The organism is Pedobacter sp. 10L46_2 (assembly GCF_056395165.1).
Window position 1 is genome coordinate 1 of the sequence record NZ_JBFTIZ010000119.1, and the last position, 20,393, is coordinate 20,393.

At 37.1% G+C, this 20,393-nt stretch carries 19 protein-coding genes and 1 tRNA gene; 5 read left to right on the forward strand and 15 right to left on the reverse strand.

Features of this window, described 5'->3' with window-relative positions; genetic code table 11:
* The 5 genes from AC1DDX_RS14185 to AC1DDX_RS14205 form a co-directional block, all read right to left on the reverse strand.
* The coding region (locus tag AC1DDX_RS14185) for a hypothetical protein (protein ID WP_477622186.1) at positions 1-276 on the reverse strand (276 nt) is incomplete at its 3' end.
* Positions 277-303: 27 nt separating this feature from the next.
* Positions 304-2,277, reverse strand: a complete 1,974-nt coding sequence (locus AC1DDX_RS14190) for a DUF4365 domain-containing protein (protein WP_337715296.1) — start codon at positions 2,275-2,277, stop codon at positions 304-306.
* Between the two features lie 15 nt (positions 2,278-2,292).
* Positions 2,293-3,075 (reverse strand): DUF2971 domain-containing protein, encoded by a 783-nt coding sequence (locus AC1DDX_RS14195; protein WP_337715297.1) that lies wholly within the window; start codon positions 3,073-3,075, stop codon positions 2,293-2,295.
* Positions 3,076-3,090: 15 nt separating this feature from the next.
* Positions 3,091-3,648: a TIR domain-containing protein gene (locus AC1DDX_RS14200; protein WP_477611743.1), complete on the reverse strand. Its 558-nt coding sequence runs from the start codon at positions 3,646-3,648 to the stop codon at positions 3,091-3,093.
* A 23-nt stretch (positions 3,649-3,671) separates the two neighbouring features.
* Positions 3,672-4,547, reverse strand: coding sequence for a macro domain-containing protein (locus tag AC1DDX_RS14205; RefSeq protein WP_337715302.1), 876 nt, complete (start codon positions 4,545-4,547; stop codon positions 3,672-3,674).
* 463 nt (positions 4,548-5,010) lie between these two features.
* Between AC1DDX_RS14205 and AC1DDX_RS14210 the strand changes: the two genes are divergently transcribed.
* Positions 5,011-6,726, forward strand: a complete 1,716-nt coding sequence (locus AC1DDX_RS14210; RefSeq protein WP_477611744.1) for a recombinase family protein — start codon at positions 5,011-5,013, stop codon at positions 6,724-6,726.
* A 133-nt stretch (positions 6,727-6,859) separates the two neighbouring features.
* Here the strand turns inward: AC1DDX_RS14210 and AC1DDX_RS14215 are convergent.
* The 4 genes from AC1DDX_RS14215 to AC1DDX_RS14230 all read right to left on the reverse strand — a co-directional run bounded on the left by AC1DDX_RS14215 (position 6,860) and on the right by AC1DDX_RS14230 (position 10,964).
* A tRNA-Leu gene (locus AC1DDX_RS14215) sits at positions 6,860-6,943 on the reverse strand.
* Positions 6,944-6,963: 20 nt separating this feature from the next.
* Positions 6,964-7,728 (reverse strand): MBL fold metallo-hydrolase, encoded by a 765-nt coding sequence (locus AC1DDX_RS14220; RefSeq protein ID WP_337715306.1) that lies wholly within the window; start codon positions 7,726-7,728, stop codon positions 6,964-6,966.
* Between the two features lie 59 nt (positions 7,729-7,787).
* On the reverse strand, positions 7,788-8,438 hold the full coding sequence (lolA1, locus tag AC1DDX_RS14225; RefSeq protein ID WP_337715308.1) for an outer membrane lipoprotein periplasmic chaperone LolA1: 651 nt from the start codon (positions 8,436-8,438) through the stop codon (positions 7,788-7,790).
* A gap of 9 nt (positions 8,439-8,447) precedes the next feature.
* Positions 8,448-10,964 carry an FtsK/SpoIIIE family DNA translocase gene (locus AC1DDX_RS14230; RefSeq protein WP_477622187.1) on the reverse strand — a complete coding sequence of 839 codons (2,517 nt, stop codon included), beginning with the start codon at positions 10,962-10,964 and terminating at the stop codon, positions 8,448-8,450.
* A 359-nt stretch (positions 10,965-11,323) separates the two neighbouring features.
* On the opposite strand from AC1DDX_RS14230, the gene AC1DDX_RS14235 reads away from it, so the two are divergent.
* On the forward strand, positions 11,324-11,974 hold the full coding sequence (locus tag AC1DDX_RS14235) for an ankyrin repeat domain-containing protein (protein WP_172660600.1): 651 nt from the start codon (positions 11,324-11,326) through the stop codon (positions 11,972-11,974).
* A 21-nt stretch (positions 11,975-11,995) separates the two neighbouring features.
* On the opposite strand, the gene AC1DDX_RS14240 is transcribed toward AC1DDX_RS14235, so the two are convergent.
* The 3 genes from AC1DDX_RS14240 to pyrF form a co-directional block, all read right to left on the reverse strand.
* Positions 11,996-12,217 (reverse strand): PspC domain-containing protein, encoded by a 222-nt coding sequence (locus tag AC1DDX_RS14240; RefSeq protein WP_048904402.1) that lies wholly within the window; start codon positions 12,215-12,217, stop codon positions 11,996-11,998.
* 176 nt (positions 12,218-12,393) lie between these two features.
* Entirely contained in the window at positions 12,394-13,290 is an 897-nt protein-coding gene (locus AC1DDX_RS14245) for a DMT family transporter (RefSeq protein ID WP_172660601.1), read from the reverse strand.
* On the reverse strand, positions 13,287-14,117 hold the full coding sequence (gene pyrF / locus AC1DDX_RS14250; protein ID WP_337715312.1) for an orotidine-5'-phosphate decarboxylase: 831 nt from the start codon (positions 14,115-14,117) through the stop codon (positions 13,287-13,289). Before pyrF ends, AC1DDX_RS14245 begins: the two co-directional genes overlap by 4 nt.
* Positions 14,118-14,389: 272 nt before the next feature.
* On the opposite strand from pyrF, the gene rho reads away from it, so the two are divergent.
* Together rho and pssA are read left to right on the forward strand one after the other, a co-directional pair.
* Positions 14,390-16,087 carry a transcription termination factor Rho gene (rho, locus tag AC1DDX_RS14255; protein WP_172660603.1) on the forward strand — a complete coding sequence of 566 codons (1,698 nt, stop codon included), beginning with the start codon at positions 14,390-14,392 and terminating at the stop codon, positions 16,085-16,087.
* A 3-nt stretch (positions 16,088-16,090) separates the two neighbouring features.
* Positions 16,091-16,777 carry a CDP-diacylglycerol--serine O-phosphatidyltransferase gene (gene pssA / locus AC1DDX_RS14260; RefSeq protein WP_172660604.1) on the forward strand — a complete coding sequence of 229 codons (687 nt, stop codon included), beginning with the start codon at positions 16,091-16,093 and terminating at the stop codon, positions 16,775-16,777.
* Here the strand turns inward: pssA and AC1DDX_RS14265 are convergent.
* Both AC1DDX_RS14265 and folK read right to left on the reverse strand, forming a co-directional pair.
* On the reverse strand, positions 16,774-17,151 hold the full coding sequence (locus AC1DDX_RS14265) for a histidine phosphotransferase (RefSeq protein ID WP_048904397.1): 378 nt from the start codon (positions 17,149-17,151) through the stop codon (positions 16,774-16,776). The genes pssA and AC1DDX_RS14265 overlap by 4 nt on opposite strands.
* Positions 17,152-17,167: 16 nt before the next feature.
* Positions 17,168-17,662 carry a 2-amino-4-hydroxy-6-hydroxymethyldihydropteridine diphosphokinase gene (folK, locus tag AC1DDX_RS14270; protein ID WP_172660605.1) on the reverse strand — a complete coding sequence of 165 codons (495 nt, stop codon included), beginning with the start codon at positions 17,660-17,662 and terminating at the stop codon, positions 17,168-17,170.
* Between the two features lie 58 nt (positions 17,663-17,720).
* Between folK and sppA the strand changes: the two genes are divergently transcribed.
* Complete coding sequence (gene sppA / locus AC1DDX_RS14275; RefSeq protein WP_172660606.1) at positions 17,721-19,493, forward strand: signal peptide peptidase SppA; 1,773 nt, start codon at positions 17,721-17,723, stop codon at positions 19,491-19,493.
* A 135-nt stretch (positions 19,494-19,628) separates the two neighbouring features.
* On the opposite strand, the gene AC1DDX_RS14280 is transcribed toward sppA, so the two are convergent.
* Positions 19,629-20,270: a hypothetical protein gene (locus tag AC1DDX_RS14280; RefSeq protein WP_337715313.1), complete on the reverse strand. Its 642-nt coding sequence runs from the start codon at positions 20,268-20,270 to the stop codon at positions 19,629-19,631.
* Between the last annotated feature and the right edge of the window lie 123 nt (positions 20,271-20,393).

Below are 20,393 nucleotides of genomic sequence, written 5' to 3' on the forward strand. Positions count from 1 at the left end.
CTTTTCCATCATTTTATATTCGATGTAGAGCAATACCACAAGATTTGCGATTGGAATAAGAATTGTTGCTAGGGAAATTTCCTTTTCTAACTTGGAAAGTGCAAAATATCCTGCGATTAGTATATTATTAAAGTTGAATAGCTTATCATGGATTCTATCAAAATGCTTCAACATATTTTTCAGAGCTTCCTCTTCGGTTTTTTTCCATCTCTGATCCATATCTGCCAGTTCTTTGTCAGTCATTAAGCCGTGCTCCTTTGCAAATTCGTCGTCCATTCTAATTATTTATTTTAATAAATTTAACTATTCCACAATACCGCCAGTAAGGCGATCTACAAATGAATTATAAATTCGCTCACCTAGTTCATCATTATACTCATCCGTAATATATTCAGAAGGGTCAATATTTCTAAGTTCCAGATTTACTGTAATATGACCGCTTTGCGCACCAATTTCCCGAAAGGTTAAATCAATATATCCCTGAAAGGCTTTTAACATAGTTTCCGCAATAGCGATGTCACTATATTCATCTTCCGGAATTAAAAAGTGGACTAATTTTGGCATATAAGCTAGCATTACTTCTAATATTGTCTTTGGTACTGCTAGGTCTTCATTAGTCTTTCCGTAAGCTACAATGGCTCTGTTAAAAGCGATACCGAAAATCAAATCTAATAAATTGAAGAAACTGGAGCCGATTGAGAAATGCTGCGAGATAATATGGTCCAAATATCGTGTGGTTGGATATTTGACACGAAAATCCATATAGTAATCCAGTTGCAAAAGCATAACCAATAAATCATCGAGCGTAATACCGATGATCTGCAGTTCCTCGTACACCAGTCCTTTATATAAATTTGACTTATCCTTTACCAGATTCAAAGCCGCTGCTAAGTCATGTTCCTGAATAATAATCAAATGATATAAACTTCGGAAATCATTCTGTAGTTCGATCCGGTACTCAAAGAACTCTATTGCCTTTTCTTTTAATTCAGGATTGAGGCGCCAGTTCTTTCCCAATAAATTAGATTTAAAATTCAAAAAATACGGATTTGAGCCCTCGTGGTTTAATCCCCTGTCTACCCAAAATAAAGCTTTGGTCAAATCACCAATTTGTTCATAGCAGTATGCAACCCAAAACAGACCATTTACATATTCAGCAAACAAACTATTGTCTACATCCAAAACATGATGAAACAAAGCAAGTGACTCCTGATATTTTTTATAGTGTTGTGCCAGTGTGATGCCTTTGCTAAATAGTGCTTGCGGTAAGTCCGGATCGATTTCAAGCGCCTTATCATAGCAACAAATTTCCTGGTCATGCTGACCTAAGTTACAATAGGTTGTTCCCAAATTCTTCCAACACTGCGCATGGTTCGGTTCCTTAGCCAAACTAAATTTATACTGCTCAATCGCTTCATTAAAGTTGCCAAGTGCATTTAGTGTATTTCCGTAATTAAAAAGCATCAAAGCACTATCTCCGCCCGTCGAAAATCTTTTGAAGAGATTTCGGGCCTGAATAATTTTTCCTTTGTCATTCTCTCTGAAACCTGCCTCAGCAAGTATGCAGGCTTTTGTTTTTAAACCATTGTCTGTTTCTCGAAAATCAAGCAACAGATTGATTGTATTTAACGCTTCATTATACTGATAAGTCTGATATAAACTCCAAGCTAACGCCTGATAGAGATTGTATTCGGTATTTCCACTGCTAATTAACCTCCTGAAAAGATAGATTGCTTGTTCATAATCGCCTTCGTAATATGTTTTCCAAGCGGCCAGTTCTATGTTGTCTTCAATTTTCAAAATATCAAAGTCACTTATAAAAGACTTTGCATTGAAAATGCGCTGTACATGGCCGGTTACCTCCGCCCAGTTTATTTCACTTAGTTTATTGGTTTTTGAAATCGAAAACTGAAATGTTTTATTGTTCTTGGCATAGTCTATATCATGATCATTAATCCACGACCAATATGCCTCATTAGCATCTGCATCGTAGATAATCAACATTACGGGCTCCAAGCGAACCCTATAATAATTTAGCGTTGTTCTCTTCAGTGCGACTTTAGCAAAGTTACCTACCTCTGTATTTTCTGTACTCTTTAATTGGATTGAAAAATTTAGACCCGTTACCTGCTCATTTAAGGAAATTTCAACCTGATAATCAATTCCGTAATCATTATTAGGTACATTATAATGCCAATCATTCGGGATATGTCCTTCCAGAAATTTTGAAGATTTTGTAGCTAGAACATGACTTACTGGGCGTTTTGGATTATTCATTCAGAAAGGGCTTAATCAATATTTTAGGGGTATTTTTTTCAGTTGCATTGTCTCGCCATCGATAGTCATCTGAGAAAGCAGTATACCTTTATATCGCAATTTCTTTAATGCTTTAATAGTTACTACTATTTCTGACTGCTTAACATTACATCCGAAAATCACTTCTCTTACCGCATCCTTCGGATAGACTATTATGGATTTTCCATTTTTAGAAACTGCTCTTATTTCTCTTTCATATGACCAGCGGGCTGCTTTAAACGTAGCCCAATAATAAAAGACATATGGTGTGTTCGCCATACCATCAATCTTCTGAACTTCATCAATATAATTTACCGGATACAGTACATAATCAGGACAAATGAGATTTAAATCAAACCCGATACACATTCCTTTATGTTTATCAGCATAATGTGACCACATCAAAACATCATCAGAAATTTCCGAAAAACAGCTAACCTTGAAGTCCTTCTTTTTCTCCTTAAGTACCTTATGATAATGAGAATTACCACCAATCTTATTGAAATGTTTACGGATTTCCTTTCTTGGAAGTCCATGTTTTGCGCCTGCTTCTAGAATAAATTGTTTTTCAATTTGCGGTGAAATGACCACATCTATCATCTTTTCATTACAGTCAAAAGGATCATTAAATTCGCCTGGATGGGTAAATTTAAAGGTGTTTGTCTTTAACACGTATTCTAAGCCATCGTGCAAATTGACGTATTTGAAATGACGGTCAGCTGATAACACTTTTTTCAGACCCTCATCCCCTAACTGTTTAAATTCAGTATCAGTTAGCATCTTTATTTTTTTCTTTTATTGAATAGCTATACCCCATCTTTTATAAGCTTCATCGCTATAAATGCCGACTGATCCACCTTTTGGAGGATTATTGTGCGTAAAATAGCTTGCCGCGTCATGGATTGGCTCTTTTTTGAAAGGGATATGAATTAACATAGCCGTCCCGTTATCAATTCTCTTTGTTAAAGCAGGTGGCCATTTACTGGACATTGCACGTACATTCCTGATACCCTCAGCGCCCAGATAAGCAACAATTATTGGGATTTTGCAAATGTCCACTGCATATTCGATTTCGAAAGGTACCCAGTCCAGGTCGTCATTGGTCGTATCTCCGATAATCAAAATCATGTTTTTACTATTGTTTAAACGCACTTTAAGGCTAGCTCTTAAAGTTTCCTTTGAACTGCTATCCCGAACTGCCGCAGTTTTATCATGGCTATTTACAATACTAAAACAGTCATCATCCTTACCGCACCATGCTTTAATCAGGTTATAATATTTAATGTCCGATTCTATCGGCACATTCGTTCCATTTGCATGGAAGGCAACGTATGTTCCGTTTCTATATGCCATAATTTGTATTGTGGTTTATTGGTTTAAGCTAAATAGTGATTTAAAAGGTCTTTTACTTCAAACAAATTAATATCGAAGTTCTCGACATCCGTAGGATGAATCACAACGATTAATTTATTACTGAAAATATTTTGTTCTGAAGCTTTAATAAACGATTGGGAAATTTGGGCTATTAAATTCTTCCTGTTCGTAGATATCCGGCCTCGGCCAGTTCCGATTAAAGGCAAAACAATAGGCTCGTTTTCACCTTTTGCAATGATAAATTGCCAAAGTTCATTTGTAGAAAGGAGTACGTTATCCAGCGTAGTTTGGGCGGTATTATTAAAATTCAAATCCGACATAGCTAGCAAATAAAATATCTCTGTGCCAATATTTATTCTTACAGTCGTCCCCATAGGATATTTTTTGTCCTTTCCACTTATTTTAGGATAGTGGGTACTTGCAATATTCACTAATGAATTGTCCAAAATCTGATCCAAAGCCTGAATCTGTTGCGGATAAAATGTATTGGTAAATTGACCCTGTAAACTGCCGGCAGCAATTACACCATTTGCGATATCTGTATCGAAAGTTGTGTTCGTACTGATAACTTTTTGACCTTTATAATCAAAGAGGTTTCCGATTCTAACTTCAATTTGCAAATCTTTACCCGAGACTTTGTATCTTATCCTTGAGATAGGCCTCCTGGTGCAAATAACTAATACCAATGAAACAAAAATCAAAATAAAAAAACTGTAGACTGGTAATTTTTCAGGATCAAAAAGCTTGAAAAAATCCATCATTTCAAACAACAGCCAAACTGCACCTAAAACAGCAAAAAAAGTTTTAACTGCATCGGTAGATAACAACGCATATTTCCAATAAGAACGCGTCTTGATGGATTGCCAGAAATAATTCATATTAATTCCAAGTGTTTGATTTTAGATAATGCCCGTTAACAATTGGAATATATCACTTCGATAGATAGAAATCACGATACCAACAGTACAAATATACTAAGTATTTCGCTTAACAACATGTTGTATCGTGCACTTACAAAACACTTAACGCCCCGTATCGATAAAATACATTACCTCTTTCAAGTCCAAAATATCTGCGTACCGAGCGTCAGCAAAAAAAAATACTTAAAACAGCACTTTCAGCTATTGCAAATCCCGCGGTAACACTAGCAATAATGCCTGAATTGGCAACAAAACCCACCAAGAACTTCTGAGGCTGAGTAACATGATCACGCATCCTTCAAATAATCAAACTCTATCCCTATCCTACTATTCAAAATTATTTAAGGATATTTTTTACCGAAAGAAACCGTTAAGTATAACAATAACTCATAATATTTGGAAAAACAAGGGAAGCGTTCAAATGACAAGAGCTTACTTATATATCCGCGTAAGCACGGATGAACAAAAAAGAAAAGGATACTCCCTTCCTGAGCAGGAAGACCATTTGCTGAAGCACTGTAAGTTTAATAACATTGAGGTTGCTGGCATCTATCAGGAAGATTTTTCAGCGAAGAATTTCAACCGCCCAGAGTGGAAAAAATTATTGACAGCAGTCAAGAAAGATTCGAAAAAAAAAGAGACCAACATTCTTTTCGTAAAATGGGACCGATTTAGCAGGAATATTGAATATGCCTACGAAATGATCGGCATACTCCGGAATTTCAATACAACTGCAATGGCAATCGACCAACCTATAGATTTCACTGTACCTGAGAGTACGGTAATGCTTGCCATATATCTATCAATTCCTGAAGCTGAAAATAACAGAAGATCATTGAATACATCAAATGGCATTAAAAGGGCAAAAATGATGGGAAGATACCCAAATAAGGCGCCTTTGGGGTTCATAAACTGCACGGCTTTTGACGGAAAAAAAGAAATTGTACATGTCCAACCTGCAGCTGATATCATAAAATGGGCTTTTAAACAACTGGCAAAAAATTCCTTCACTATAGAAACTGTCAGAAGAATGGCCTTTGCAAAGGGATTGAAATCTTCAAGATCTGCCTTCTGGAAGCTGGTACGAAACCCCGTGTACTGTGGACTAATCCCTATATCAGCAAAAGATCGGCCACAGGAACTAATTAAGGGAATACATGAACCATTGATTTCCGAATCGTTATTTAATGAGGTTCAAGCAATCATCAATACCCGAAGGAAAATCACATGCAAATCCGATGAGCTGAACAATTTTTTCTTCCTAAAGGGTTTCTTGGTTTGTCCATCCTGCGGTAGAAAATTACGCGCTAGTTTTTCAAGAGGTTCCACAAAAGCATATCCATACTATCATTGCTCGGACGACTGTAAAATGAGGATAAAAGCGGAACTTTTAAATGATAGCTATTGCAAGAGACTGCAAGAACTACAGCTTTCAGATGAGACAACAGAATTGTTTGGGCTTATTATGGAAGATTTAAATATCCGTGTACAGAAGATCGAGTATTTAAACAACAGAAGATTATTAACCAGGCAGCTCGAAGAGCAGCAATCAGCACTCTCAAAGGTTCGGAAATTGTTCGCCGAAGACAGGCTAGATTTTGATGACTTTAAAGAATTAAAAAAAGAGTATCAGACAATCAGCAATAATATCGGAATAGAGTTAAATAGTAATTCGGGGAAACTAAGGTTACTTGAAAAACAATTCCAAGTAGCAGATAGATCCTTCACTAAGATATTCCACAGTTATTCTGAACTCGATATCGTTGACAAAAAATATATTCTAAATCTGATTACTCCCACTATCAGCGATTTCAGGAAGGGTACAGTTTCTATACAGTTAAACAGAGCATTATTAAACATACTATCTTTCAAAATGCCGGTGAATACATTTGAGGCATTGAGCTTAAATACTGAACTAAAGAGCTTTACAGAGAAAAAAGTTCCAGTAAAACTCGCAATTGCAACAATGGCAAAGAACAATATCCAGATAAGTGAAACATACGCTGTAATAATTTTGGACTTTCTATATCGTATCGCAAAAACATACGATTTTAGAAGTACGGAAAACAGCAGAACCATAAGTAGAAATCGAACTAATACAAAACTTCGCAGAGACCACCATAAACCACCATTCTAGACCATATCTAAAAGAATCTAAGTCTTATCCGCAGTAAAAATCGAACTAATAATGGCCAGACACTAATAATCTGTCTTACAGATGTTTATTGCCATAAAAAAAGGAAACAACTCAATAGAGCTGTTTCCTTAAGTACCCGAGAGCAGATTCGAACTGCCACGCCGTTGCCAGCACCAGCCCCTCAAGCTGGCGCGTCTACCAATTTCGCCACCCGGGTATCTTGCTGCAAATATATATTTATTCGCAATATAATGTTAACCCATCATAGGCTAATTTAATATTATCTGGCAATTCTTTTTCAACAACCTGATGAAGCCCCATATTATGGCTTATATGCGTAAAATAGGTTTCCTTTGCCCCTATCTTCCGGGCAAAGTCAATTGCTTCATCTAATGTAAAATGAGATATATGCTGCTCTTTTTGCAAAGCATTTACAACTAGTATTTTAGCGCCTTCAATTTTAGAAATAGTTTCTTCAGAAATAGTTTTTGCATCCGTGACATAAACAAAATCATTTATCCGGAATCCCAAAATAGGAAGCTTATAATGCATTATATCAAGAGGGATTATCGTTGTCTCGCCAACAGAGAAAGCATCGTTAGCTATAGTATTTAAATCAATTTGTGGTAACCCCGGATAGTGTGCTTCAGCGAAAATGTAAGAAAATTCCTTTTTTAAAGCATGCTGAACACGTTCTGTTGCATATATCTCTATATTCTTTTTCAGCAGATAATTAAATGGTCTGATGTCGTCTAAGCCAGCAACATGATCTTTATGTTCGTGGGTAAACAAAATAGCATCCAGATCTTTAACATTTGCCCTAAGCATCTGGTATCTGAAATCCGGTCCACTATCAATAACAATGGTTCTATCCCCCGTTTCTATCAGAACTGATACCCTTAAACGCTTATCCTTATGATCGGCAGACCGACAAACTATGCAATTACATGCGATAACAGGAATACCCTGCGAAGTACCTGTTCCTAAAATCGTGATCTTCAAAATAGAGGAGTTACTGTCATACCACCAAACTTAGAAAAAATTGTTAAAAAAATACAATCTTACCTCAAGTCTACCACCTCTACACCCGGATACTTCTTAGCATCAAAAGCAAATGTAGATTCGGGGACCTTAACATTAGGCACAAAAGATTTTATAGAATAAGCATACTTGCTTCCATTCTTATCAAAGATCAGCACATTGGAAATCTGCTTAGCTACCTTATCAATACTTAATCGGATCTTGAAAAAAGACTTTTTAGTATCTATAGGCGATAGGTCGATCATTTGATAAACCTTGCCACCAACCTTACTATCTCCTGTATATAAGTACTTATACCCTTTTTCGTAAAGTGTAAAAATCTTTGCGGGGTTTATCACATCATCACTGTTGTCAACATTCGTAAGTTGTACTTCTTTATCATCCTTCAAATAAGTCCACTGGCTTTTACCATCACTTATTAAATCCTGGCTAGTCATGGCAACCTTGTATTTATTGGCACTGGCCTTTGCATACAATGTGCCTTGCTGCGTTTCTTTAATTTTTGCTTGCTGATTATCTACAGTAAAAGTGAAATCGGCTTTAACAACATCGTATAAACGATATTTTTTACTTACCTCTGCCAATATGGCTTTCGCCTTGGCATCGGTTTGAGCGTAAGAGGACAAGGTAACTCCCAACACAAACATCAACAACACTATCTTCTTCATCATGTTCTTTAATTATTTATTAAGCTCATTCAAGAACTGTTCCAAAGCGTAATCATCAGGTATTAAAACTTCTCTTGCCTTACTTCCTTCAAATGGGCCAACCACTCCTGCAGCCTCTAGTTGGTCAATAATACGGCCTGCTCTATTATAACCAAGCTTTAATTTTCTTTGTATTAAAGATGTAGAACCTTGCTGATGCATAACAATTAATCTGGCGGCATCTTCGAACATAGAATCCCTATCGTTCGGATCAAAATCAAGCTTAGCTGACTCTGCTGCCTCATCGATATATTCTGGCAGCTGATAAGCTTCCGGATAACCACGCTGAACACCGATAAATTCAGAGATCCTATCAACCTCCGGTGTATCAACAAATGCACACTGCAACCTGATCAGGTCATTTCCGGTAGACAATAGCATATCCCCCCTACCAATTAGCTGATCTGCACCACCGCTATCCAAAATAGTTCTTGAATCTATCTTAGACAATACCCTGAACGCCAAACGTGCCGGGAAGTTGGCTTTTATGGTACCTGTAATAATGTTTACTGAAGGACGCTGGGTTGCAAGTACAAGGTGAATACCAACCGCACGTGCAAGTTGCGCCAATCGGGCAATAGGCGTCTCTACCTCTTTACCAGCGGTCATCATCAAATCTGCAAACTCATCAACTATCAGCACTATATATGGCAAAAATCTGTGCGAGTTATTCGGATTTAATTTCCTTTTAATGAATTTCTCATTGTATTCCTTTAAATCCATTTCAATACAAAGAGAATTTAAGGTATTAATTACCTTTTTGGTATCCGTAATAATGGCATCAGCCTCACCAGGCAGCTTCGCCAAAAAGTGACGCTCAATTTTGTTAAATAAGGTTAACTCAACCTTTTTTGGGTCGACCAACACAAACTTAAGTTGCGAAGGGTGCTTTTTATAAAGTAACGACACCAAAATTGAGTTAATACCTACCGATTTACCCTGCCCGGTAGCCCCGGCAACAAGCAAGTGAGGCATTTTGGAAAGGTCAGCAATATAAACCTCATTAGAGATGGTTTTACCCAGTGCAATAGGTAAATCCATTGTAGTTTGCTGAAACTTCTCTGTAGCCAGAATACTTCTCATTGAAACCATTTCCGGGTGCATATTAGGCACCTCAATTCCAATGGTACCTTTACCAGGCATTGGTGCAATAATACGTATACCCAAAGCAGCTAAACTTAAAGCAATATCATCCTCCAGATTTTTGATCTTCGAAATACGGACACCAGGTGCCGGGATAATTTCATAAAGTGTAACCGTTGGTCCTATTGTAGCCTTAATCTTATCAATCTCTATATTATAATGATTTAGGGTCTCAACAATCTTATTCTTATTGGCTTCCAACTCATCTGCATTAACAGATATTTTATTAGAACCATAGTTTTCCAATAAGTCCAGATGAGGATATTTATAACTGGCCAGATCTAGCGTAGGGTCGTAATTACCGAATTGTTCAACAAGCTCTTCTGATTTCTTATCTTCTTCAGTTTTTTCAATAGTTAATTCTGGCTCTGCCTTGGGAACCTCCAGAATAGGGGATTTAGGTCGTTCATCAACTGATGGCGAAAGCACAATTGGTGGATGCATAACATTTACCGCCTGAGTAAATACTGGTGGTTTTTCCTCTTCAACTTCCCTTTCTTCAAATCTTGACGGAGTAACTACTATATTCTGCTCCTTTTTACGCTGATTACCTAGTTTATCATTAAGTGTAAACTCAACAGGCTCAGAGGGCATTTCGTTTTCCAGTTCAATATTATCAGGTGTTTCAGGAACAATTCCGCCATCCTGTTTACGCAGGGGTAGTTTAAAATCTATGTTATAGGCAATTATTAAAATCGTTAACCCTAAAAAAGCAATTAGCACCCCTACTCCTGCAGTCCCAATCTGGGCGGTCAGCAGTTTGTTAGTCCAATAGCCAAACTCACCTTCTAAAAAATGAGGGGCATTGGAAAAGAAAGCGTGGCAAAACCCGAAAGTTAAAGAGATAAACAGCAAAAAGAAAAGGCTATAACCCAATGTTTTTTCAAGGGCGAATATTTTTACCTTAAACAGCAATCGGTATCCAATAACAAAGAATACAAATACAAAAAGAAAAGAGGCCACACCAAACCATTCGTAAATAAATTGATGAGATAGCAATGCACCTATCTTGCCAAGCCAGTTCTGCACTACTGGAGGGATATTTACCTGCTGCAGTTCCTCGTAAGTTTTAAACAAATTACTCCAGCCACCATTAGCATCAATTACATAGCTGTGATCTTCTTGCCAGGTAAATAAGTATGAAGTAAAAGCTATAAGAAAGTATAGTGAAAGAATGACAAAAAACAAGCCTATGATCTTAATCGCCCGTCCATTCTGAAAATCCAGACGGGGCAATATTTCTGATCTCTCCCTGAATTTCTTTGTGCCTTGCGATCTGGAGCCCTGCTTATCAGCTTGATCATTTTTAAAAGAATTGGACTTAAATTGGTTTCCCCTTACCGACATTTTTCTTACGAATATTAATAATCAACAAACTTAAATAATATTATTGCCATCTATGCTAAGATATTACAAATACCGCTAAACATCGTCTAATTCAACAAATTTATTCAATGTAAAAACGTTTATTTCTTCAAAAACTTTTACAAAACAAGTATCTTCTTAAAATAAGTTCCTCGAGTATTTTAAACCTTCTCGCTTAATTAAAGTCATAGATACAAAGCGTTTAAGTTTTGATTTTTTAGATATAGTTTTGTTTTAGGGTGATCCCGTTTAGTATTCCGCTAGGCGGGATTCTTTTTTAGATAAAACATTTTTAGCTAAGTTTGTTAATTTTATTAAGCATTTTTAATTTAAATTTAACAATGGACATTGCTCATCTTGAAAGTTTAATCGAAGCCGATAAGAAACAAGAGATATCAGATCTTTTAACCAAACAGCCGCAGCTTGCCAGTCAAAAAACAAGCCACGGGATATCCCCTGCATTATTGGCATGCTATTACAGAAAACCTGGAATTGCCTTATTAATTGCAAGTTTTGTGGCAAACCTTACCATATTTGAAGCCTGCGCACTAGGCAAATATGAGCTTACTACCAAATTGGTTGCTCAAAACCCGGATTCAGTAAATTCTTTATCGGCTGATGGCTTTACGCCTTTGGGTTTAGCCACTTATTTTGCCAATGAGGAGATATGCAAATTCCTGATAGAAAGCGGAGCAGATGTAAATATCCCTGCAAACAATGGCTTTAATGTATATCCTATACACTCGTCAGTAGCTATTAAAAGTTATAACATCACCAAGATGCTGATCGATGCCGGGGCAATAATAAACGTAAAACAACAAGCGGGTTTCACACCTCTTCATGCAGCTGCCCAACAGGGAGACATTGAAATAATTATTCTATTGCTAGAGCATAATGCTGAAGTAAACAGCAGAATGGAAGGGGGCAAACTACCTGCTGACCTGGCTGAGGAAAAGGGTTTCTCTGAGATCGCAGAAATTCTGCGGGTTTAGCTTTTAAAAGTTCAAGGTCGTCTATACGTCCCAAATACGCAGGCGAATCCTTTTGATATAGTGTCTTACATCTAGAACAAGTGCCGCCAGAATATAAAACACAATAGGAAAACCTACCGCTAAAAAGGAAGAGTAAATAAAGAACAGCCGGATTTTACTAATCGACATATTTAAACGCTCTGCAAGGTAAGTACACACCCCGAAACTTTGCTTTTCAAAAAAGGTAACAATGCGCTGGAACATATTATTTTTTTAAAATTTTAATTCCTATACCACAATTTAAGCATTTTTTTTGAGTACAGTAATATTTATTTAGTTGTAACAACGCCTGAGACGTAAAAGCATTGTGTGCTTTTATCCCGGAATTAAAATATTTAGCATTTATTAGTATATCCTGCTATTATTATTATCCCGCTAAATTATATTTTTTGCTTTTTATAATTTGTGATGAATACACCCAGGATAATTAAGATTGTAGCAATAATAATGTCAAACGTAACAATTTCATCAAGGATTAACCAACCTAAAAACAATGCAATAACGGTATTGAAATAAGAAAGTACAGACACTTCGGTAGCAGTAACCTTCTTTAAAGCATAATGGTAACAGAAATACCCAACTACAGATCCAAAAATGGCCAGATAACCTACCGCCATTAAGCTCTTTAAACTCCAGGTCGCTATATGTGTATCTCCAGAGAAAACAAATGCAAGTCCGAGCTGAATTATAGCGGAGAATACAAATTGATAAAACAGATCAAGAAATATATTATCTGTTTTAAGGGTATATTTTTTAGTGTAAATAGTTCCTGAGGCCCAACCGGTAACCGCAAAACATAAAAACATAATCCCTGTTTTATAGTTAGGGTCTAACAGATCACCTAAACCTGCCCTAAAAATAAAAGCTACTCCCAAAAAGCCAATAATTACACCTGCAAAGCCTTTTAAACTGGGTCTTTGTAAACCAAACAATACACTTCCCAGAAACACAACCAATGGGCTCAGCGCATTAATCAGCGATGTTAATCCGCTAGGTATGGTTTCTTCTGCTACAGTAGTCATTCCATTAGCAACAACAATCATTAAAACAGATACCAGCAACTGCCTTCTCAAATAAGGCCAGCTTTTCCATTTCAATTCATTTTTGCTCAGCAGTATCCCCATCAAAATTAAGGACGCAAATCCTTGTCTTATTGCGGCAACAAACCAGGCAGGGATGGTTTCCACTGCAACACGAATCCCAAGGTATGTTGTTCCCCAAACAACAGCAACACCTATTAAAGCAAATATTAGTTTAAAATCCGTTTTAGCGGTCATATCAATTTCGCAGATAACAATATCTGCTCCATCTCTTTTTGTACACTTATGGCTTCTTCCCTTGCTTTTTCAGCAAAGTCTTCGCCTTTGCTTGCATATATGATAGCTCTTGCAGAATTTACGAGTAGGCCACATTCTTTATTTAAGCCATAATTACAAACATCGGCAAGGCTGCCCCCCTGTGCACCAATACCCGGTACCAATAAGAAATTATCGGGAGCGAGTCTCCTTATATTTTCAAATTCAGAACCCCGTGTAGCACCTACAACATACATCAACTGTTCACTACCTGCCCACTGAGATGAAATTCGAATCACTTCTTCATACAATTTACCATCCGGCGTTTCATGCAACTGAAAGTCGCTATGACCTGCATTTGATGTTAAGGCCAAAAGGATTACCCACTTATCTTTATATTCCAGAAACGGACCAACAGAATCCTTTCCCATATAAGGAGCAACGGTTATAGCATCAAAACTCATCTCAGACTTGGCCTCATTAAAAAAGGCATCTGCATACATGGCCGAAGTGTTCCCGATATCTCCTCTTTTTGCGTCAGCAATTGTAAAAATATCATTAGGAATATATTGCCATGTTTTAATTAAAGTTTCCCAACCCTTTAATCCCATCGACTCATAAAAAGCAGTGTTAGGTTTGTAAGCTACACACAGATCTTTAGTTGCGTCAATTATCTGCTTATTAAATTCTAACACAGGGTTTTCGTATTTTAATAAGTGTTTTGGGATATTTTCCAGAACCGGATCAAGGCCAACACATAAAAAAGATTTCTTACTTTTGATTTGTTCAAATAACTGCTTCTTATTCATCAGAGGGTAAATTTTGTGTGCAAAGATGCCAAATTTAACAGTGATTTAATGCCTATTTAAAAACTTTTGAATGAAATTATTTTAAACAATTTTAAGTTTTTCTTGGAGATTAGTTTACAAATACATACAATTGCAACATAATTCTCTAAAAGTTTATCTGATCATTCCAGAAAATCCAATAAAATTTTGTCTTCTACTATCTTTTATAGCCGTATTTTCTGCTCTGTTCAATTGGTAAATTCTATTTTTAAAAATTTCTCTACACCCATATAATGTTTAATAAAACAGAATTAAATGAAAAACTCACAGCCGAATTGCGTGAGATTGCAAAAACTCAAGGTATACTAAATGCTGATGAGTTACGTAAGGCTGAACTGGTTGAAATTATTGCACAAATAACAGAACAAGAAACAGGCGCTCCTGTAGCTGAGGTGACTGAGGTAGCAGCACCAGCTAAAATCAGTAAAGCGAAAACTGTAAAAGATACTGGTACTGCTGAAAAACCAACCCGTAAAAGAATCCGGATTCCTGCAAAGGAAGAAGAAGGCCCAACAACTAAACCTTTCAATAGGGCATCGTTGTTTGATCCGCTTCCCGGCTCGGAACAAAGGTATGCTGAGGAAGCTGCTGAAGAATTATCCGTTCCGGATGCTGAGCCTCAGATTGAAGCTACTGAAGCTCCTTCAGAGGTCGCCGAAACAGCTCAACCCGCTCCTGTAGTGGCGCCTATCCAAAACGTTCCTTCAGGCGAAAACAAAAAAGGCAATAAACCTCAAAGAGACGAGAACAGACCTAAAGGACCTAATACTGGCGGTCATCAAAAACAAAATGAGAATAGCTATTCAAATCTTGATTTTGATAATACCATCACCAACGAAGGTGTTCTGGAAATTATGCCTGATGGCTATGGCTTCCTTAGATCTGCTGATTACAATTATCTTTCATCTCCTGATGATATTTATGTATCTCAGTCGCAAATCAAACTATTTGGTTTAAAAACAGGTGATACGGTAAAAGGAAGCATCCGCCCTCCAAAAGAAGGCGAAAAGTATTTCCCCTTAGTAAGAGTAGAAACTATTAACGGACGCTTACCAGCTGATGTTAGGGACCGTGTTCCATTTGACTACCTTACTCCTTTGTTTCCTACTGAAAGGTTAAATCTTTTCACAGAAACCAACAACTACTCTACCAGGATCATTGACTTGTTTACCCCAATAGGTAAAGGGCAACGTGGTTTAATTGTAGCGCAGCCTAAAACAGGTAAAACCAATTTACTCAAAGAGGTAGCCAATGCAATTGCGAAAAATCACCCTGAGGTTTATTTGATCATATTACTGATAGATGAGCGGCCGGAAGAGGTTACTGATATGGCAAGAAGTGTAAGAGCTGAAGTTATTGCTTCAACTTTTGATGAGCCGGCAGAACGTCACGTTAAAATTGCCAACATCGTTTTAGAAAAAGCTAAACGTCTTGTAGAATGTGGTCATGATGTAGTAATCTTGCTAGACTCTATCACCAGGTTAGCCAGAGCTTATAACACAACTGCTCCTGCATCGGGTAAAATCCTTTCTGGTGGTGTTGATGCAAATGCATTACACAAACCGAAACGTTTCTTTGGTGCCGCACGTAACATAGAAAAAGGTGGCTCTTTAACCATCCTTGCAACTGCGTTAACAGATACCGGTTCTAAAATGGATGAGGTGATCTTCGAAGAATTTAAAGGTACCGGTAACATGGAGCTACAGTTAGATCGTAAACTATCTAACAAACGTATCTTCCCTGCTATCGATATTACTGCTTCGAGCACACGTAGAGATGACCTGTTACATGACAGAGACACTTTACAACGTGTATGGATCTTACGTAACCACCTGGCTGATATGAATGCTCAGGAAGCCATGGAATTTGTACAGGCACAAATAAAAGGCACAAAATCGAACGAAGAGTTTTTAATTTCGATGAATAGCTAATAAATGATAAAGAAGCATATCCCTAATGCAATTACCTGTGCAAATCTGTTCTCAGGCTGCATCGGAATAGTTTATGCTTTTAACGGAGCTCTGGAGACAGCAGCATATTTTGTGCTGCTGTCCGGAATCTTTGACTTCTTTGATGGCTTTGCAGCCAGATTATTAAACGTAAAATCAAACATCGGAAAAGATCTGGATTCTTTGGCCGACATGGTAAGCTTCGGTTTTCTGCCAGGAGTAGTAATGTACCAACTACTTTCGCAAAGCGACTATGCATCGCCTTACCTGCCTTATCTGGCCTTTATTATTACGGTATTCTCTGCATTAAGATTAGCCAAATTTAATAACGACACCAGGCAAACGGAAGATTTCATCGGTTTAAATACCCCAATGAATACTTTGTTTATAGTCTCCCTGCCGTTTATTCAAAAAGACTATCCCTCGGTTATCAATTCTACCTTACTGCTTATTGGATTAACGGCACTATTAAGCTGGCTACTGGTAAGTGAGATTAGAATCTTCTCTTTAAAATTCAGTTCAACGAGCTGGGCTCAGAATAAAATAAAGTATATTTTTCTGATCATATCAGCACTGCTACTGCCTTTTCTGAAATTTGCCGCTATTCCTTTTATACTGGTGTTGTATATCGGATTGTCAATTTTACATTTCAGACGTATTCCTGCAGCTTAAAGATCTTTTTCAAGATCCGCTTTTGCACGATCTAGTTGCTTATATAAGATTGGCACAAACTCAGCAATTTCAGCAAATGCCTGAGGCAATGCTTCTACATCAATAAGCTCGCGGGCATTATGTTCAATCATTTGCATGTGCAGTTTAGCATCTTCCCTTCCAATATAAGCAAAGGTAGGTTTCATTCTATGTGCACAGGTTGATACCAATGGCCAGTTTCTAGCGGCTACTGCACTTTCGAGCTCAGAAAGGTATACCGGCGTTTGAACTTTAAAAAGATCTATCATCTCTATGATAAACTCCGCATTATCTGCAGACATCTCTCTTAAGTAAGAAAGATCTAAAGGCTCATCATTTTTATTTACGTTAATCATTGGAACAAAAATATAATTAAATTTTAGATACAGATAAATTATCACGTAATCTTTCTAATACTTCGCGAACGGTTATTTTTAAACCCGGATGTATATAATCAGGAGCTATCTCAGCCAAAGGCTCTAAAACGAACTTTCTATATTGCATCTGAGGGTGAGGTATTTGTAATTCAGCTCCCATGTCTACCACAATGTCATCATAAAAAATGAGATCAATATCAATTAAACGAGAACCCCATTTTTCATGCCTAACCCTTCCAAGTTCAAGTTCAATTTCCAAAGCTTTATTTAGCACATCAATGGGTGTAAGTTTAGTTTTAACACCTAATGCGATATTTAAAAAAGAAGGCTGATCTTCATTTCCCCAGGCCTCAGTCTCGTAAACTGACGATCTTATAAACACCTCTCCTATTTCATTAGCAATTTGTTTAATGGCATCTTCAATCAACTGTTCCCTATCGCCAAGGTTGCTACCCAGTAACAAATAAACTTTTTTAGTATCAAATATCATATAAAAGCCTCAGGCTATTTTTTTACTTATATTTACAAAATAAATATTAAACCACCACATGAGAGAATTTTTCAAGTATGTTTTTGCAACCGTTGTTGGAGTTATCATTTCACTTGTCCTTTTTACCCTGTTATTTGTAGTAGTTATTGTTGGTGTTGTTTCATCTCTCGAGAGTGATAAAACTGTTAGTGTAAGCAGCAATTCGGTACTTTATTTAAATATGGATCAGGCAATTAAAGAGCGAACTCCGGATGATACTTTTTCAAATCTACCAATTGTAGGTGGAGATGGCGAGAAAAGTATAGGATTTAATGATATTCTTAAGTCTCTTAAAAAAGCAAAAACAGATGATGATATTAAATGCATTTATCTTAATGTAACTTCTCCAAATGCGGGCTTCGCAACATTACGCGAGGTAAGAAATGCTTTAATTGATTTCAAAACCAGCAAAAAGAAAATTATAGCTTATAGCGAGGTTTATACGCAGAGTGCTTATTATCTGGCCTCTGTGGCCGATAAAGTTTATCTGAATCCTGAAGGTGCACTTGAATTTAAAGGTTTGAGCTCTCAGGTCATGTTCTTTAAAGGAGCACTGGATAAATTAGGTATTGAGGCACAAATTATAAGAGTAGGCTCTTATAAGAGTGCAATTGAGCCATTTATTAACGATAAAATGAGCGATAAAAATCGTGAGCAGGTTACCGCTTATTTAACCGGGATGTACAATACATTTCTTGAAGGAATCGCTGAAAGCAGACACATCAGTACCCCGACCTTACATCAGATTGCAGACGATTATAAAATTCAGCAGCCAAAAGACGCACTTGCTTATAAGCTGATTGATGGTCTTAAATTTAAAGATGAAATTCTTGACGAGCTTAAATCTTTAAGCGGTAAAGACAAGAAAAGCAATATCAGCAGCATAACTATAAACGATTATGCCAAAAATATAAACGCCGATAAAAGTGAAAGCGGTAAAAACAAAGTAGCTGTAATTTATGCTGATGGAGATATTGTTGGTGGAGAAGGCTCTAATGCACAGATTGGTTCTGAGCGCCTTTCCAGAACCATCAGAAAGGCCAGATTAGATTCAAGCATCAAAGCTATTGTATTGAGGGTAAACTCACCAGGCGGCAGCGCACTTGCTTCTGATGTAATCTGGAGAGAAATTATTCTTACGAAAAAAGTTAAACCGGTAATTGCCTCATTTGGTGATGTGGCAGCATCCGGAGGTTACTATATTGCTTGTGCAGCGGATTCAATTTTTGTACAGCCAAACACAATAACTGGATCTATTGGCGTATTTGGTGTGATTCCTAATTTCCAGAAATTACTGAACTCCAAACTTGGAATTACATTTGATGGTGTTAAAACCGGAAAATATGCCGATATCATGAGTACTAACCGCCCTCTAACTGATGGCGAAAGGCTAATTATTCAAACTGATGTAAACAGAGTTTACGATACCTTTATTACTCATGTATCTGAAGGACGTAAAAAGTCTAAAGCATATATTGATAGCATTGGTGGTGGCCGTGTTTGGATAGGTACAGATGCGGTAAAAATAGGACTTGCAGATAGAACCGGAAGCTTTAATGATGCTATTGTTTCGGCAGCAAAAAAAGCAAAGGTAAAAGAGTACAGAGTAGTGGAATATCCTGAAATGATAAGCCCCCTAAAGTCATTTATGGAAAACAGTACCGATAAAGTAAAAACATATTATGCCAAGCAAGAACTTGGCGATAGCTATCCAATTTATCAGCAAATAAAATCAGCCATTTCAAAATCAGGCGTACAAACACGCATGCCATTTGAAATTAAAGTAAATTAAAAGATCTTAACTTTTATTCTTTAGAACGCATCGTCATACTTTAGAACGCACCGTCATCTCCTTTGGTTAATCAAAGGAGATGACGAAAGCCTCAAAACGACAGCCCTAAAATCAGCAGCGTCAAACAATCTTTCTTTATTGAACTTTATTCCAACCCGGATGTATCGTTAAATATGTACTATTTACCGATACTTTTTTAGGATGTACTGTAATGGCAGTAGTAAAAAAATGATCTCCTTTATTCCTTACATCAAAAGCTATCCCCTCATCCTCTGCATCATAAACAACTAAAGTATCTTTTTTAACAGTGCTCACATAAATCTCGGCCTTTTTTACATTCGGAAAAACTGCCTTTATCTCATCAAGAGATACTCCAATCCTTAAACCCTTATCAGTTCTGTAATTCGAAGCACTCACCACAATCTGCTTAACGTCTTTAGTAACCATCGTGCTATCCTTATAAGATGAATAAACCGACAGCATTCCTTTTTTGGTATCAGTTGAATCTCTGAGGTACCATATCCCCCACGCCTTTCCCATCGCGGCATCACCGTCATTTGGATTCCCTAAAATCTTAAAAACCTCTTGCATGTCTTGCCCTAAAAACACATTATCAATCGACTTGCCCGGAACAATCATCAGATCTCCGGAATACTCTGGAAATGCACCGGCAGGAAGACGGGCCTCTTTGTCCTCCTCTGTCGTCTTTTTATTTGGTTCATTGCAGCCCAAAACCAGAGCCAGCAAAAAAACACTTAAAATATTGAATTGTCTCATAGCAACATAAGGTAAAAAAACCATGCCAATAATAGTTTAATCAAAAAACCGAGCGTTTTTATTTAATTTAGCAACGATGGAATTATCCTAAAAAATAGCTCCATTACTGTTAAGGTAAAAAAT